The sequence below is a fragment of the Pantoea pleuroti genome (assembly GCF_014156615.1).
In the GTDB taxonomy this organism is placed as follows: domain Bacteria; phylum Pseudomonadota; class Gammaproteobacteria; order Enterobacterales; family Enterobacteriaceae; genus Pantoea; species Pantoea agglomerans.
This window is the reverse complement of sequence record NZ_SBFD01000006.1, coordinates 99,359-111,953: the sequence shown is the minus strand read 5'-3', so window position 1 is coordinate 111,953 and position 12,595 is coordinate 99,359. Positions and strand designations below refer to the sequence as shown.

Here is a 12,595-nt window from a genome sequence, read left to right as displayed (position 1 = left end):
GTCTGAAAGGCGCTCTATCTCCCGGTCTTCTTTGAACTTTTTACTATGGGTGTCTATGCTTAAGCGAGAGTCGATTCATAGCACCCGCAGTCATATGATTACGCGGGTGATGACGGATCAGGTCGCAATGGAAGGGTCCAGGACCAATGAAATATCAAGTATTACTGGGAGTCGCGCTGTTTTCGCTGTCGGGTTCGCTGCTGGCGTCAGAATCGCTGTGTGAGCAGAAAGAGCAGGATATTCAGCGTGAAATCGGGATGGCGCAGAAGCATAACAACCAGCGCCGGGTTAACGGACTGGAGCGCGCGCTGACCGAAGTCCGGGCCGATTGCAGCGACAAAAAGCTCGAGGCCGCCCATCTGGAAAGAATTAACGCTCAGAAGCAGAAAGTTGCTGAGCGTGAGCACGCACTCAGGGAAGAGCGTGAAGAGGGCCATGACAAGGAGAAGATTGCTAAGCGACAACAAAAACTGGATGAAGCGCGCCGGGAGCTGAAAAAGTTACAGGCGGAGCCCTATTAATCGGAACTAACCAACTGATGTTAAAGGAGTATTTTATGTCTAAAGACACATCATCGGAACATTTGCGTGCTGAACTGAAAAACCTTGCCGATACCCTGGAAGAGGTGCTGAGCAGCAGCACTGAAAAATCCAAAGGCGAGCTGGATAAACTTCGCAATAAAGCGCGTGTGGCGCTGGATAGCTCACGTGAACGTCTGGGCGAATCAAGCGAGCGTATTGCTGCTACCACCCGCGAAGCGGCGCAAAAAGCCGAAGGCTACGTGCGTGAAAATCCATGGCATGGTGTGGGTATCGGTGCAGCGATTGGCGTCGCACTGGGCATGCTCATTTCGCGTCGATAATTATGGCTGACTCACAGCATAACCACGGCCCGGCTAAAGGGGTCATTAACATCGGCCAGCGCATTGTTACCACGCTGGTTGGCATGGTCGAGACGCGCGTTCGTCTGGCAGTGGTGGAACTGGAGCACGAGAAAGCTAACCTGATTCAGCTGCTGTTGATGGTTGGCCTGACAATGCTGTTCACTGCATTTGGTCTGATGAGCCTGATGGTTCTGATTATCTGGGCAGTGGATGCGCAGTACCGTCTGATGGCCATTGGCATCACGACCGGCACGCTGCTACTGCTGGCGGTTATTCTGGGGCTCTGGACGCTTCGAAAATCACGTCAGTCCACGCTGTTGCGCCACACGCGCAAGGAGCTGGAAACAGACCGGGATTTACTTGAGGACCAGCGCTGATGAGCCGCCGCGAGCGTGAAGAACGCATCCATGAACTGCTTAAGCATGTGCAGCAGCAGCGGCTGGATTTAAGCGCTGCGCGGCGTGACTGGCTGGAAGGCACCGCCCATTACGATCGCGGCTGGTTCACTTTCCTCAGCTTACGCCGCTATCTGGCCATTGGCAGCAGCGCGCTGGCCATCTACTCCGTTCGCAGTCCCAACATGCTGTTACGCTGGGTAAAACGGGGATTCGGCGCCTGGAGTACCTGGCGCATGATCAAGTCCGCTCTGCCACCGCGTTAATTTTGCTAAAAGCCGGTCCTGAAAAGGCCGGCTTTTCTTCATCAGAATTTCTGAAAAACACTGACAGTATATCTCGCTTACAACCTTTCCACTCCGCGACTATCATCTCCAGCTATCAACCCAATGAACGCAATACTGCTTTCAGCGGGCATAAACCTTGCGGGCAGCGTGCCCTGCATCCCTGATAGCGCTGGAGTAAATGATGAAAAAATTCGAAGACGTTGGTTTGTTACTGGCTCGCATCCTGATGCCAATCCTGTTCATTACGGCTGGCTGGGGCAAAATCACCGGTTATGCAGGCACTCAGCAATATATGGAAGCAATGGGCGTCCCGGGCTTTATGCTGCCGCTGGTTATCCTGCTGGAGTTTGGCGGCGGTCTGGCCATCCTGTTTGGTTTCCTGACCCGTTTCACTGCCCTGTTTACTGCAGGCTTCACCATCCTGACCGCGTTTCTGTTCCACAGTAACTTTGCCGAAGGCGTGAACCAGCTGATGTTCATGAAGAACCTCTCTATCGCCGGTGGTTTCCTGGTGTTAGGTCTGGTGGGTCCTGGTGCATACAGCATTGATCGCCTGATCAGCAAAAGAAAACCACAGCCAGCGATTGCGCGCTAATCTCACATAAAGCGTAATGCCACATATACTTAGCAGGGCGGGGACATTTCCCCGCCCTGTTTGCATTGGAGCCATTATGGGACAGTTAATTGACGGTGTCTGGCATGACACCTGGTACGACACTAAATCTACCGGCGGACGTTTCAAGCGTTCAGAGTCGGCTTTCCGCAACTGGGTTACCGCGGATGGCAGTGCCGGTCCGGTGGGTAAAGCGGGATTTGTCGCCGAACGCGACCGCTATCATCTTTATGTCTCACTGGCCTGCCCCTGGGCACACCGCACACTGCTGATGCGTCAGCTGAAGGGCCTGGATAGCATGATCGATGTCTCCGTGGTGCATCCGCTGATGCTGGAGAATGGCTGGACCTTCGATGATAGTTTCCAGGATGCGACCGGCGATAAACTCTACCAGAATGAGTTCCTCTATCAGCTCTATCTGCACGCCGATCCGCAATACAGTGGCCGCGTAACCGTGCCGGTATTGTGGGACAAGCAGCAGAACACCATCGTCAGCAATGAGTCTGCCGATATCATCCGCATGTTCAACAGTGCGTTTGATGCTGTCGGTGCCCGTGCAGGGGATTATTATCCTGTTGCTCTGCATGAGAAGATTGATGAACTGAACGGCTGGATTTACGACACCGTGAACAACGGCGTTTACAAAGCAGGCTTTGCCACTTCGCAGTCTGCTTATGACGAGGCAGTCACTGCGCTGTTCCATTCGCTGTCGCGGCTGGAGCAGATTTTAGGCCAGCATCGCTATCTCACCGGCGATCAACTGACCGAAGCGGATCTGCGGTTGTGGACCACGCTGGTGCGATTTGATCCGGTCTATGTGACCCACTTTAAATGCGATCGCCATCGCATCAATGACTACAGAAACCTGAGTGGTTTCCTGCGTGATATCTATCAGATGCCTGGTATCGCAGAGACGGTTAATCTGCCGCATATTCGTCATCACTACTATTGCAGCCATAAGACCATCAACCCGAATGGTGTTATTTCGCTGGGCCCGGCATTTGACTGGGATGAACCGCACGGCCGCGGTTAAGCTGCCTGCATATCGCGCAGGGAGCAGATACAATCTGACCACAATGACAATCTAAACGCGAAGGGAACAGGGTCAGAAGAGGAAAGCGTCCCGCGCCAGGGATGGCGCGGGCCGAGCATGTCAGGGATGACGGATTTTGCGACTTTCCGATCTGACCCTGTTTCCTGCGCAGGCGCGATCTCACCGCTGACCTTCAAACCACCGCGCGTCACAAAGCAAAAACCCCGCCGAAGCGGGTTTTTTGATAAAAAGTCGAAGCTGACCGTTCAGGCAGATTGCTTTAACCACACGTCGCGTATCTGGTTTTGGGGGTAAGAGTCGCTTGATTAGTGCTGGAGATTGGGTCACTGAAGGTTGTCAGCGAAAATCTACCTTACTTAGCGTTAGCGAATGTGATTTGCTGTCATGAGATATATAGAAGTAAGGCGTAACATTACCTTCCTTTTCCCATTTTTCAGACCATCCATTATGCTCCACCGCCCTGTAACCTAAGGACGCCAGATAATTTTTAACCTCAACTAAAGGAGCATCCGTGCTGTAAACAATACTACTTTCCTGCGGTTGACTACCATCCTGCGCGGTAAACGTAAAATGATATGATTCAGAAGCACGTGGGGCCCTCCTGATATCCCTGTCAGTGTATAGATAATATGCCCATAGATTTGACTGAGTGTAACCTTCATCCCGTTCAGCCACCTTCTGCATACTACAATCAATCAGCAGGAAAATAATGATAATGACAGCGCCGATTGCAGCGATCCTTTTTAACATTTTCACTCTCTGTTTACTGAAATGCGTTAATGATTCCGGCTTTATCATTAGACCGTCGCACTATGTCATCATTCGGAGTAAATTTATATGGCATAACCTGTTTCATAAATCGCGGAAGCTGACCTTTATAAGGGCGTGGGCAGGTGAATTTTTCTATAGGATCAGGAAATAACAAGGGTAAAAAACCCGTGTTCTTATAACGACTAATTGGTCCATAATGGTCCCATCGGCGTAGGGCTGATTCTTTGCTGGCAATCTTAAGTTCTCCCCAATATACGCGGGGATAATTAACTTTATAGAAACCAAATAAGTCCGACACAAGATCCTCGCCACTGAAACCGCTATCAGTATACCAACTGAACCAGGGCATTGACTGCCAATTTTCAAAAGCGACAGCAGTACTCATCATCATCGCCAATGCAATACTCTGCCTTTCTGTGAGAGTTCTCCCTTTTTTTATCTCCCAGACATTAAAGCGACCAGTAGCAAACCGGCTGATCCCCATAGTTTGTTCATAACGCACCCGGTAATAAGAATCGCTGCCAGCTTCACCATTGGAGAACTGTGCCATAAGTTTACGAACATCATCTCCGCGAGCGTGACCCATATCAAGCCAGCCAAGCACTCCTGAATAAAGAAGCCCATGCCTAATCCCGTTTTCTGAACCAAATCGGGATGAATCCAGGATTTCTCCACGATTGCTCAAATTGGGTACCTCACAAATCCACGAGTCATAATTCCCTCTATTTAATTTCCATTTACCCTGTAAGGAATATTACAAAATTTAACCACAATAACAATAAGCACAAACCACAGGAAAAGTTCTATTTAGTGAATACCAGGTGTACGGTAACCTGCGAAAAATGATGCACCGGTATTAGCTGTACCTGTACTCAGTATCGAATATTTTGCTATATAGGCAATGCTTCGACTTTGTGATGTATATGAAGCTGTAATTGCTGTTGATGTAAATGCAAAAAGTTTTTCATTCTCTGTAGTCGTCTGCCCAGGGACGCTGAGCATGATGCACCAAACTTCGACATTGATCGCTGCATGCTTATACCCCACAAAGCAAAACCCCGCCGAAGCGGTAATGCCAGTCAGTTAACGACAGGTGATAACGCAGTCTGGTGTCGCTCAGGGGCTGGCGGTCCTCGCGCCGCTGCGCGGTTCCTTCACTTCATTCCTCTGCCTGACGGACCGCCGGGGATGGCACATCCTGTGCCGCCCCGCCTTTCGCCCGCGTCCTGCGGGCTCTCCTGGCAGACTCATTCTGTTCAGCGCTGCGGGTTGCCTGCTCCTGATCACCACCAGTCTGCTCTTAAGCTTCTGGTGCGTGCTGTTAAAAAGGGCACGAGAGTGGAGGCCTGAGCGCCTCTGTTGCTGAAAGGGCTATCCGCAGCGCTGAGGCGTGATGGCGGGCCAGAAGTCCACGCCGGGAAGCGTGGACAGTTCGGGGCCGGCCAGGGAGGGCCGATCCCCGAACGGTTCGTCGGCACGACGTCAAAGCCGAAGGCACCGCGTGAGCGGCGCGAGGACGGCCCGGCAGCAGCAGCGGTGCGCTGGCCCGCACTGCGGCTCGCTCGCCCACAAAAAAAGCTGCCACGTTTGACCGTGACAGCCTCTACAAATCTAATCTTAACTGATCAGCATTACGCCGGAGCGGGGTTTTGGTAAAAAGCCGAAGCTGACCGTTAAGCCGCGTTCTTTTCATAGAAAGCGTCGTGGGCAGTCATTCATCCTGTCACCGCGCAACACAAAGCAAAAACCCCGCCGAAGCGGGGTTTTTGATAAAAAGCCGACGCTGACCGTTAAGCCGCATTCTTTTCATAGAAAGCGTCGTGGGCAGTCATTCATCCTGTCACCGCGCGTCACAAAGCAAAAACCCCGCCGAAGCGGGGTTTTTGATAAAAAGTCGAAGCTGACCGTTAAGCCGGGTTCTGTCGTGGACAGTCATTCATCTAGGCCAGCAATCGCTCACTGGCTCAAGCAGCCTACCCGGGTTCAGTACGGGCCGTACCTTGTGAACCCCTATTTGGCCTTGCTCCGGGTGGAGTTTACCGTGCCACGAACTGTTGCCAGTCGCGCGGTGCGCTCTTACCGCACCCTTTCACCCTTACCTGATCCCATTTCTGGGCCATCGGCGGTTTGCTCTCTGTTGCACTGGTCGTAGGCTTGCGCCTCCCAGGCGTTACCTGGCACCCTGCCCTATGGAGCCCGGACTTTCCTCCCCTCTGCCCGTCTCCCCACAAGTGAGGACGACGACAAAGCGGCGACTGTCTGGTCAGCTTCGGCGCGGGATAATAGGACATTCGCCGGCGTTTGTCACGCCTCTTGCTGCTCCAGCGCATACTTATAAAGCGCATTTTTCTTCACGCTGTGGATCTCAGCGGTCAGCGCAGCCGCGCGTTTCAACGGCAGCTCTTTTTGCAGCAGCGCCAGCGTACGCAGCGCATCGGCCGGTAACGCATCGTCATCATCAACTTTGTACCCTTCGACAATCAGCACCATCTCGCCTTTGCGACGATTCTCATCTTCTTTTACCCACGCCAGCAACTCGCCGACCGGTGCACCGTAGATCGACTCCCAGGTTTTAGTCAGCTCGCGCGCCAGCACCACGTAGCGTTCGGCACCCAGCTCACTCACCATATCCTGCAGGCTGTCGATCAGACGGTGGGTCGACTCATAGAAAATCAGCGTGCGCGGCTCCTGCACCAGCGCCCGCAGGGCGTCGCAGCGGCCTTTGGTTTTGGCGGGCAGAAACCCTTCGTAACAGAAACGATCGGATGGCAGTCCTGCAGCACTTAATGCAGCAATGGCAGCACAGGCGCCCGGCAGCGGCACCACACGGATGCCCGCTTCGCGGCAGCGACGCACCAGATGGTAGCCCGGATCGTTGATCAGCGGCGTGCCAGCATCAGAAACTAAGGCTATGCTTTGACCCTCCTGCAGCTTCGTCAGCAGCAGTTCAGCCTTGTGCTGCTCGTTGTGGTCATGAAGTGAGAAGAGTCGCGCATTGATGGCGAAATGTTGTAGCAACAGTCCGGTATGACGTGTATCTTCCGCAGCGACCAGATCGACGCTCGAAAGCACCGTCAGCGCCCGCTGGGTGATATCCCCCAAATTACCAATCGGGGTTGGAACGATGTAGAGCGTGCTGGCAGAAATCTCTGCCCGATCGAGTTGTTTCATTGTTTCATCCGAATTGCCGATTTAATATTGAGCATCTTGAAAAAAACATCACTGGATACAGTATGCTTCCTTCAAAAGTCGTTCGTCATAAAGCAGGACGCTTTCTGCCTGTCATTCTTGCTGGGCTGATTTTAGCCGCATGTAGCGGTCAGGGGCCGCAAACCTCAACCGTCAATATTCAGGGGCCCGTCACAGCCAGCTCCGCTTACTATCTGCAGCAAGCGCAGCAAAGCAGCGATGATAGCAAGACCGACTGGCAATTACTTGCAATCCGCGCCCTGTTGAAGGAAGGAAAGTATCCTGAGGCGACTCAGCAACTGAGCCAGTTGCCGCAGCAGCTCTCTGAGACGCAGCAACAGGAATCCCTGCTGCTGAAAGCGCAATTGCTGATTGCACAGCAGAAGATCAAAGACGCCGAACCGCTGTTAGCGGCAGTGAAAACCGGCGCACTGTCGCAGGATCAGCTGGCGCGTTATTACAGCCTGCAGATTGCCAGCGCACAGGGTCGCCCTTCACTCTCGCTGCTGCGCAACTATATTGCCCAGGAGCCGCTGCTGAAAGGCACCGATCATCAGGGCAATATCGACGCCACCTGGCAGACACTGACCCAGATGTCGCCGCAGGAAGTCAGCAACCTGGTCATCAATGCCGATGAAAATGTGCTGCAGGGCTGGCTGGATCTGCTCGCGGTCTGGCGCGCCAACACGCAGGATGCTGAGATGCTCAAGCCAGGCATCAAAGACTGGCAGACCCGCTATCCGCAGAACCCGGCGGCCAAAACGCTGCCGACGCAGCTGAGCCAGATGCAGAACTACACCAAAGCTTCAACCAGCATCATCGCGCTGCTGCTGCCGCTGAATGGCCAGGCGCAGGTGTTCGCCAACGCGATTCAGAAAGGCTTTAATGATGCGAAGAATGGCATCTCCGCACCGGTCGCTCAGCCTGCGGCAGCTCAGCCCGCCGCTTCTGATGCAACAGCCAGCACCCAACCCGCTGCCGCTGCTGGTTCTTCCACCGATCCAATCAGCGCGCCGCAGCAGCAACAACCTGCCGACACGACGCCACAGCCTCAATCTCAGCCTGCTGCCGCAGAACCGGCCAGCAACGCACAGATCAAGGTCTATGACACCAGCAGCCAGCCGATTGAGCAGGTGATGCAACAGGCACAGCAGGATGGTGCCACCATCGTGGTCGGCCCGCTGCTGAAGAGCAACGTTGAGAAGGTCGCCAACAGCCAGACGCCACTGAATGTGCTGGCGCTCAACGAGCCGGAAAAGATCCAGAACCATCCGAATATTTGCTACTTTGCGCTTTCTCCTGAAGACGAAGCGCGTGATGCGGCGCACCATATCTGGGATCAGGGCAAACGCCAGCCGCTGTTGCTGGTTCCGCGCAGCGGACTGGGCGATCGCGTCACCAACGCCTTTGCTCAGGAGTGGCAGACGCTGGGTGGCAGCACGGTGATGCAGCAGCGCTTTGGTTCGACCTCAGAGCTGAAACAGGGTATTAACAGCGGCGCGGGTATCAGCTTATCCGGTACGCCAGTGAACGCTGCACCTGCCGAGCCGCAGGGTGTTACGATTGCGGGCCTGACTATCCCGGCACCGCAGCAGAACACGCCAGATGTGGTCAGCACCAGCAGCGGTGGTGGCGTCGATGCGGTCTACATCGTCTCAACGCAGGACGAACTGCAGCTGATCAAACCGATGATCACCATGCGCACCGGCAGTCGCAGCAATATCTCGCTCTACGCCAGTTCGCGCAGTGCGCAGGCAGGTGCCGGCCCGGACTTCCGTCTGGAAATGGATGGCCTGCAGTTCAGCGATATTCCGCTGCTCTCCGGCAGCAATCCTGGCCTGATGCAGCAGACGTCGAAGTCATTCAATAATGACTATTCGCTGGTGCGTCTCTATGCAATGGGAATGGATGCCTGGACGCTGGCGAATCACTTTAACCAGATGCGTCAGTCACCTGGCTTTACGCTGGACGGCAATACCGGCAAGCTCAGCGCCAACACGGATTGTGTGATCAACAGGAAGTTGACATGGAACCAGTATCGTCGGGGCGAAATCGCACCGGCCAACTAAATCGGCGTCAGACTGGCGCCAGGCATGAAGAAGATGCCCGGCGCTATCTGGAGCAGGCTGGCCTGAAATGGGTCGCCAGTAATGTTCACTTTCGCAATGGTGAACTTGACCTGATAATGCGTGACGGGCACTGTTGGGTGTTTGTTGAAGTTCGCTACCGACGCGATGCGCGTTATGGTGGCGCGCTCGCCAGCGTAACCCGGAATAAACAACAAAAGCTGCTGCGCGCTGCCGCTCTCTGGCTGGCGCAACGCGGCGGCAGTTTTGAAACAGTGAATTGCCGTTTCGACATCATCGCCATTACCGGCACGGCGCTCGAGTGGCTGCCGAATGCCTTTAATGCAGACGTTTAGAACCAGGTGGTCGTGTGCAGGACAGAATTAAAGCGTGTTTTACCGAAAGTATTCAAACTCAGATTGCCGCAGCCGAAGCGTTGCCCGATGCCATCTCCCGCGCCGCTATGACGCTGGTGCAGTCGTTACTGAATGGCAATAAAATCCTGAGCTGTGGCAACGGTGCCTCATCCGCCAATGCACAGCACTTCGCCGCCAGCATGATCAACCGTTTCGAGACCGAACGCCCAAGCTTACCGGCGCTGGCGTTGAGTGCCGACAACGTGATGCTGACCGCGATTGGTAATGACCGCCTGCACGATGAAATCTATGCCAAGCAGGTGCGCGCCCTGGGACACGCAGGCGATGTGTTACTGGCTATCTCAACCCGTGGCAACACCCGTGACATCGTTAAGGCCGTAGAAGCGGCGGTAACACGCGATATGACTATCGTTGCGCTTACCGGGTATGATGGCGGAGAGCTCGCCGGACTGCTGGGTCCGCAGGATGTGGAGATCCGCATTCCGTCGCACCGCAGCGCCCGTATTCAGGAGATGCATATGCTCACCGTTAATTGCTTATGCGATCTGATCGATAACACTCTCTTTCCCCATCAGGAATGACCGAAGGAGCACGAATGAAAGCATTGAATGCTATAGCTATTCTGTTAACCGCCATGCTGCTGCAGGGCTGCGTTGCGGTTGTGGCGGGTGGCGCAGCGGTTGCCACTAAAACGGCCACCGATCCACGCTCGGTGGGTACGCAGGTTGATGACAGCACGCTTGAGCTACGCGTGACTAACGCGCTGGCTAAAGATCAGCAGATTAAAACCGATGCCCGCATTATTGCCACGGCCTATCAGGGCAAAGTGTTGCTGACCGGTCAGGCGCCTTCGCAGGAGATCGCCGGTCGTGCCAAACAGATCACCATGGGCGTTGATGGCGCAACCGAGGTCTATAACGAGATCCGTATCGGCCAGAAAGTGACGCTGGGCACCACGTCGTCAGACACCTGGATTACCACCAAAATCCGCTCGCAGCTGCTGGGCAGCGATCAGGTGAAATCTTCCAATGTGAAGGTGACGACGGAGAATGGCGAAGTGTTCCTGCTGGGTCTGGTGACACCGCAGGAAGCGCAGGCAGCGGCTGATGTCGCCAGCCGCGTCAGTGGCGTGAAGCACGTCACCACGGCCTTCACCATGCTGAAGTAATACGCAAAACGCAAAAAAGGCGGCCATGGCCGCCTTTTTTATTGCCCGATGTTCAGACGGGAATGTCGATGACCAGCGCGCGGGTCGCGGTTTTCGCCGTCAGTTGCAACAGCTTCTCTTCCTGCAAAAAGGCACCATCGCCACAGCCCAGCTTCTCCTGATGATCCGTGCCGGACATCGCTTCCAGCGAACCGTGAATCGACTGCAGATAGGCTCGCGGCCCCTGTAACCGCAGCGAATGTTTTTCGCCTGGTGCCAGCTCGACCTGATGAATCCACACCTGCTGACGCAGTTGCAGACTGTCGTCCATGCCATCCGGCGAGGCGATCAGCTGGGACAGCCGACCATCCGTCAGGGCAATTTTCTGCATCCGCGGATTTTCACGCTCCGGACAGGCGGCCAGCCAGAGCTGCATGCGTGTCAGCGGTCGATCTTTGCTCAGGTTCATTTCGGTGTAACTCACACCCGGCTGGGCAGAGAGCAGCAGCGCCTCCCCTTCCCGCACGCTGATCGTGTTGCCTTCGCTGTCGCGGTATTCAGCTTCACCCTGCAGCACGATGTTCAGGACATCAACCTGTGGATAGGTGCGCGGCTGAAAAGCGGCACCCGGCGCCAGCACTTCCTGGTTCAGTACGCGCAGCGACGCGTACCCCATCAGTTTGGGATCAAAATAGTGACCAAAAGAGAAACTGTAGCGCGCCTGTAACCAGCCGAAATCGGCCTGACCACATGCGGACGCACTGCGTGTCGTTATCATTGTTTACCTCCAGCATCCGGTGACGAGGATCGGCCACGGACTATATGCTCCCATGGTAAAAGTCTGGACGCCGGATTGTTAGCCAGTTAATCTGCCGGGCATGTTCAAATTTCCTGACAGAGAACCGGGATGGCTAAAGAGCGTGCGTTAACCCTTGAATCTTTACGCGTTATGGATGCGATTGATCGGCGTGGCAGTTTTGCCGCGGCGGCGGATGAACTGGGGCGCGTCCCTTCCGCCCTCAGCTACACCATGCAAAAGCTGGAAGAAGAGCTGGATGTGGTGCTGTTTGACCGTTCCGGTCACCGTACCAAATTTACTAACGTGGGACGCATGCTGCTGGAGCGTGGCCGGGTGCTGCTGGAAGCGGCGGATAAGCTCACCACCGATGCTGAAGCGCTGGCGCGTGGCTGGGAAACCCATCTGACCATCGTCACCGAAGCGCTGGTGCCCATTGATGCACTGTTTCCGCTGGTGACGCGACTGGCCGACAAGGCCAATACGCAATTTTCACTGGTGACGGAAGTGCTGGCAGGCGCGTGGGAACGGCTGGAACAGGGCCGGGCCGATATCGTGATCGCTCCCGATATGCACTTCCGCGCCTCCACCGAGATCAATACGCGCAAGCTCTACACCATGATGAGCGTCTACGTCGCCAGTGCTGATCACCCGATTCATAACGAGCCTGAACCTCAGTCTGAAGTGACGCGGGTGAAATACCGTGGCATTGCGGTCGCAGATACCGCGCGTGAGCGTCCGGTGCTGACCGTGCAGTTACTGGATAAGCAGCAGCGCCTGACCGTGAGCAGCATGGACGATAAGCGCCGTGCGCTGCTGGCTGGCCTGGGCGTGGCGACCATGCCCTATTCGCTGGTGGAGCAGGATATTGCGGAAGGCCGTCTGCGGGTGGTGAGTCCGGAATATACCCGCGAGGTCGATATTATTATGGCGTGGCGGCGTGACAGCATGGGCGAAGCCAAATCCTGGTGCCTGCGTGAGATCCCGCGCCTGCTGGCGAAGAAAAACTAAAGCGCT

Annotated in this window: 15 protein-coding genes and 1 other RNA gene; 11 read left to right on the top strand and 5 right to left on the bottom strand. The window is 55.0% G+C overall.

Annotated features, from left to right (window positions below):
• Positions 1-146: 146 nt before the first annotated feature.
• The 6 genes from EPG66_RS15210 (at position 147) to EPG66_RS15185 (ending at position 3,211) form a co-directional block, all read left to right on the top strand.
• Positions 147-521, top strand: a complete 375-nt coding sequence (locus tag EPG66_RS15210) for a DUF1090 domain-containing protein (RefSeq protein ID WP_031590951.1) — start codon at positions 147-149, stop codon at positions 519-521.
• Between the two features lie 35 nt (positions 522-556).
• The gene (locus EPG66_RS15205; protein WP_010256532.1) at positions 557-862 is read left to right on the top strand and encodes an ElaB/YgaM/YqjD family protein; all 306 of its coding nucleotides are present in this window, start codon (positions 557-559) and stop codon (positions 860-862) included.
• A gap of 2 nt (positions 863-864) precedes the next feature.
• Positions 865-1,260, top strand: coding sequence for a phage holin family protein (locus EPG66_RS15200; RefSeq protein ID WP_031590952.1), 396 nt, complete (start codon positions 865-867; stop codon positions 1,258-1,260).
• Complete coding sequence (locus EPG66_RS15195; protein WP_010256526.1) at positions 1,260-1,544, top strand: YqjK-like family protein; 285 nt, start codon at positions 1,260-1,262, stop codon at positions 1,542-1,544. Before EPG66_RS15200 ends, EPG66_RS15195 begins: the two co-directional genes overlap by 1 nt.
• A 202-nt stretch (positions 1,545-1,746) precedes the next feature.
• The gene (locus EPG66_RS15190; RefSeq protein WP_039390592.1) at positions 1,747-2,160 is read left to right on the top strand and encodes a DoxX family protein; all 414 of its coding nucleotides are present in this window, start codon (positions 1,747-1,749) and stop codon (positions 2,158-2,160) included.
• A gap of 76 nt (positions 2,161-2,236) precedes the next feature.
• Entirely contained in the window at positions 2,237-3,211 is a 975-nt protein-coding gene (locus EPG66_RS15185; RefSeq protein ID WP_115758032.1) for a glutathione S-transferase family protein, read from the top strand.
• Positions 3,212-3,568: 357 nt separating this feature from the next.
• On the opposite strand, the gene EPG66_RS15180 is transcribed toward EPG66_RS15185, so the two are convergent.
• The 4 genes from EPG66_RS15180 to rsmI form a co-directional block, all read right to left on the bottom strand.
• Complete coding sequence (locus EPG66_RS15180) at positions 3,569-3,982, bottom strand: hypothetical protein (RefSeq protein WP_223265983.1); 414 nt, start codon at positions 3,980-3,982, stop codon at positions 3,569-3,571.
• 13 nt (positions 3,983-3,995) lie between these two features.
• A complete protein-coding gene (locus EPG66_RS15175; protein ID WP_069025417.1) occupies positions 3,996-4,688 on the bottom strand; it encodes a hypothetical protein in 693 nt (230 codons plus the stop codon).
• Positions 4,689-5,895: 1,207 nt separating this feature from the next.
• Positions 5,896-6,274: RNase P RNA component class A (gene rnpB, locus EPG66_RS15170), an RNA gene on the bottom strand.
• 33 nt (positions 6,275-6,307) lie between these two features.
• Positions 6,308-7,174: a 16S rRNA (cytidine(1402)-2'-O)-methyltransferase gene (gene rsmI, locus EPG66_RS15165; RefSeq protein WP_031594361.1), complete on the bottom strand. Its 867-nt coding sequence runs from the start codon at positions 7,172-7,174 to the stop codon at positions 6,308-6,310.
• A gap of 62 nt (positions 7,175-7,236) precedes the next feature.
• Between rsmI and EPG66_RS15160 the strand changes: the two genes are divergently transcribed.
• The 4 genes from EPG66_RS15160 to dolP are packed head-to-tail and all read left to right on the top strand — an operon-like array spanning position 7,237 to position 10,803.
• Positions 7,237-9,261 (top strand): penicillin-binding protein activator, encoded by a 2,025-nt coding sequence (locus EPG66_RS15160; protein WP_182687387.1) that lies wholly within the window; start codon positions 7,237-7,239, stop codon positions 9,259-9,261.
• Entirely contained in the window at positions 9,219-9,614 is a 396-nt protein-coding gene (locus EPG66_RS15155; RefSeq protein WP_031594359.1) for a YraN family protein, read from the top strand. Before EPG66_RS15160 ends, EPG66_RS15155 begins: the two co-directional genes overlap by 43 nt.
• A 14-nt stretch (positions 9,615-9,628) precedes the next feature.
• On the top strand, positions 9,629-10,216 hold the full coding sequence (diaA, locus tag EPG66_RS15150; protein WP_010256507.1) for a DnaA initiator-associating protein DiaA: 588 nt from the start codon (positions 9,629-9,631) through the stop codon (positions 10,214-10,216).
• Positions 10,217-10,230: 14 nt separating this feature from the next.
• Positions 10,231-10,803 carry a division/outer membrane stress-associated lipid-binding lipoprotein gene (gene dolP, locus EPG66_RS15145; protein WP_010256504.1) on the top strand — a complete coding sequence of 191 codons (573 nt, stop codon included), beginning with the start codon at positions 10,231-10,233 and terminating at the stop codon, positions 10,801-10,803.
• A 52-nt stretch (positions 10,804-10,855) separates the two neighbouring features.
• On the opposite strand, the gene EPG66_RS15140 is transcribed toward dolP, so the two are convergent.
• Positions 10,856-11,560 (bottom strand): pirin family protein, encoded by a 705-nt coding sequence (locus EPG66_RS15140; protein WP_010256500.1) that lies wholly within the window; start codon positions 11,558-11,560, stop codon positions 10,856-10,858.
• 129 nt (positions 11,561-11,689) lie between these two features.
• On the opposite strand from EPG66_RS15140, the gene EPG66_RS15135 reads away from it, so the two are divergent.
• Entirely contained in the window at positions 11,690-12,589 is a 900-nt protein-coding gene (locus EPG66_RS15135) for a LysR family transcriptional regulator (protein ID WP_013359142.1), read from the top strand.
• Positions 12,590-12,595 lie beyond the last annotated feature (6 nt).

Excerpts from the sequence above, each read along its gene's own strand:
- EPG66_RS15190 (WP_039390592.1), top strand. The coding sequence starts at position 1,747 with ATGAAAAAATTCGAAGACGTTGGTTTGTTACTGGCTCGCATCCTGATG.
- EPG66_RS15140 (WP_010256500.1), bottom strand. The coding sequence starts at position 11,560 with ATGATAACGACACGCAGTGCGTCCGCATGTGGTCAGGCCGATTTCGGC.
- EPG66_RS15205 (WP_010256532.1), top strand. The coding sequence starts at position 557 with ATGTCTAAAGACACATCATCGGAACATTTGCGTGCTGAACTGAAAAAC.
- EPG66_RS15200 (WP_031590952.1), top strand. The coding sequence starts at position 865 with ATGGCTGACTCACAGCATAACCACGGCCCGGCTAAAGGGGTCATTAAC.
- EPG66_RS15160 (WP_182687387.1), top strand. The coding sequence starts at position 7,237 with ATGCTTCCTTCAAAAGTCGTTCGTCATAAAGCAGGACGCTTTCTGCCT.
- EPG66_RS15195 (WP_010256526.1), top strand. The coding sequence starts at position 1,260 with ATGAGCCGCCGCGAGCGTGAAGAACGCATCCATGAACTGCTTAAGCAT.
- EPG66_RS15180 (WP_223265983.1), bottom strand. The coding sequence starts at position 3,982 with ATGTTAAAAAGGATCGCTGCAATCGGCGCTGTCATTATCATTATTTTC.
- EPG66_RS15155 (WP_031594359.1), top strand. The coding sequence starts at position 9,219 with ATGGAACCAGTATCGTCGGGGCGAAATCGCACCGGCCAACTAAATCGG.
- rsmI (WP_031594361.1), bottom strand. The coding sequence starts at position 7,174 with ATGAAACAACTCGATCGGGCAGAGATTTCTGCCAGCACGCTCTACATC.
- EPG66_RS15185 (WP_115758032.1), top strand. The coding sequence starts at position 2,237 with ATGGGACAGTTAATTGACGGTGTCTGGCATGACACCTGGTACGACACT.
- EPG66_RS15135 (WP_013359142.1), top strand. The coding sequence starts at position 11,690 with ATGGCTAAAGAGCGTGCGTTAACCCTTGAATCTTTACGCGTTATGGAT.
- dolP (WP_010256504.1), top strand. The coding sequence starts at position 10,231 with ATGAAAGCATTGAATGCTATAGCTATTCTGTTAACCGCCATGCTGCTG.
- EPG66_RS15210 (WP_031590951.1), top strand. The coding sequence starts at position 147 with ATGAAATATCAAGTATTACTGGGAGTCGCGCTGTTTTCGCTGTCGGGT.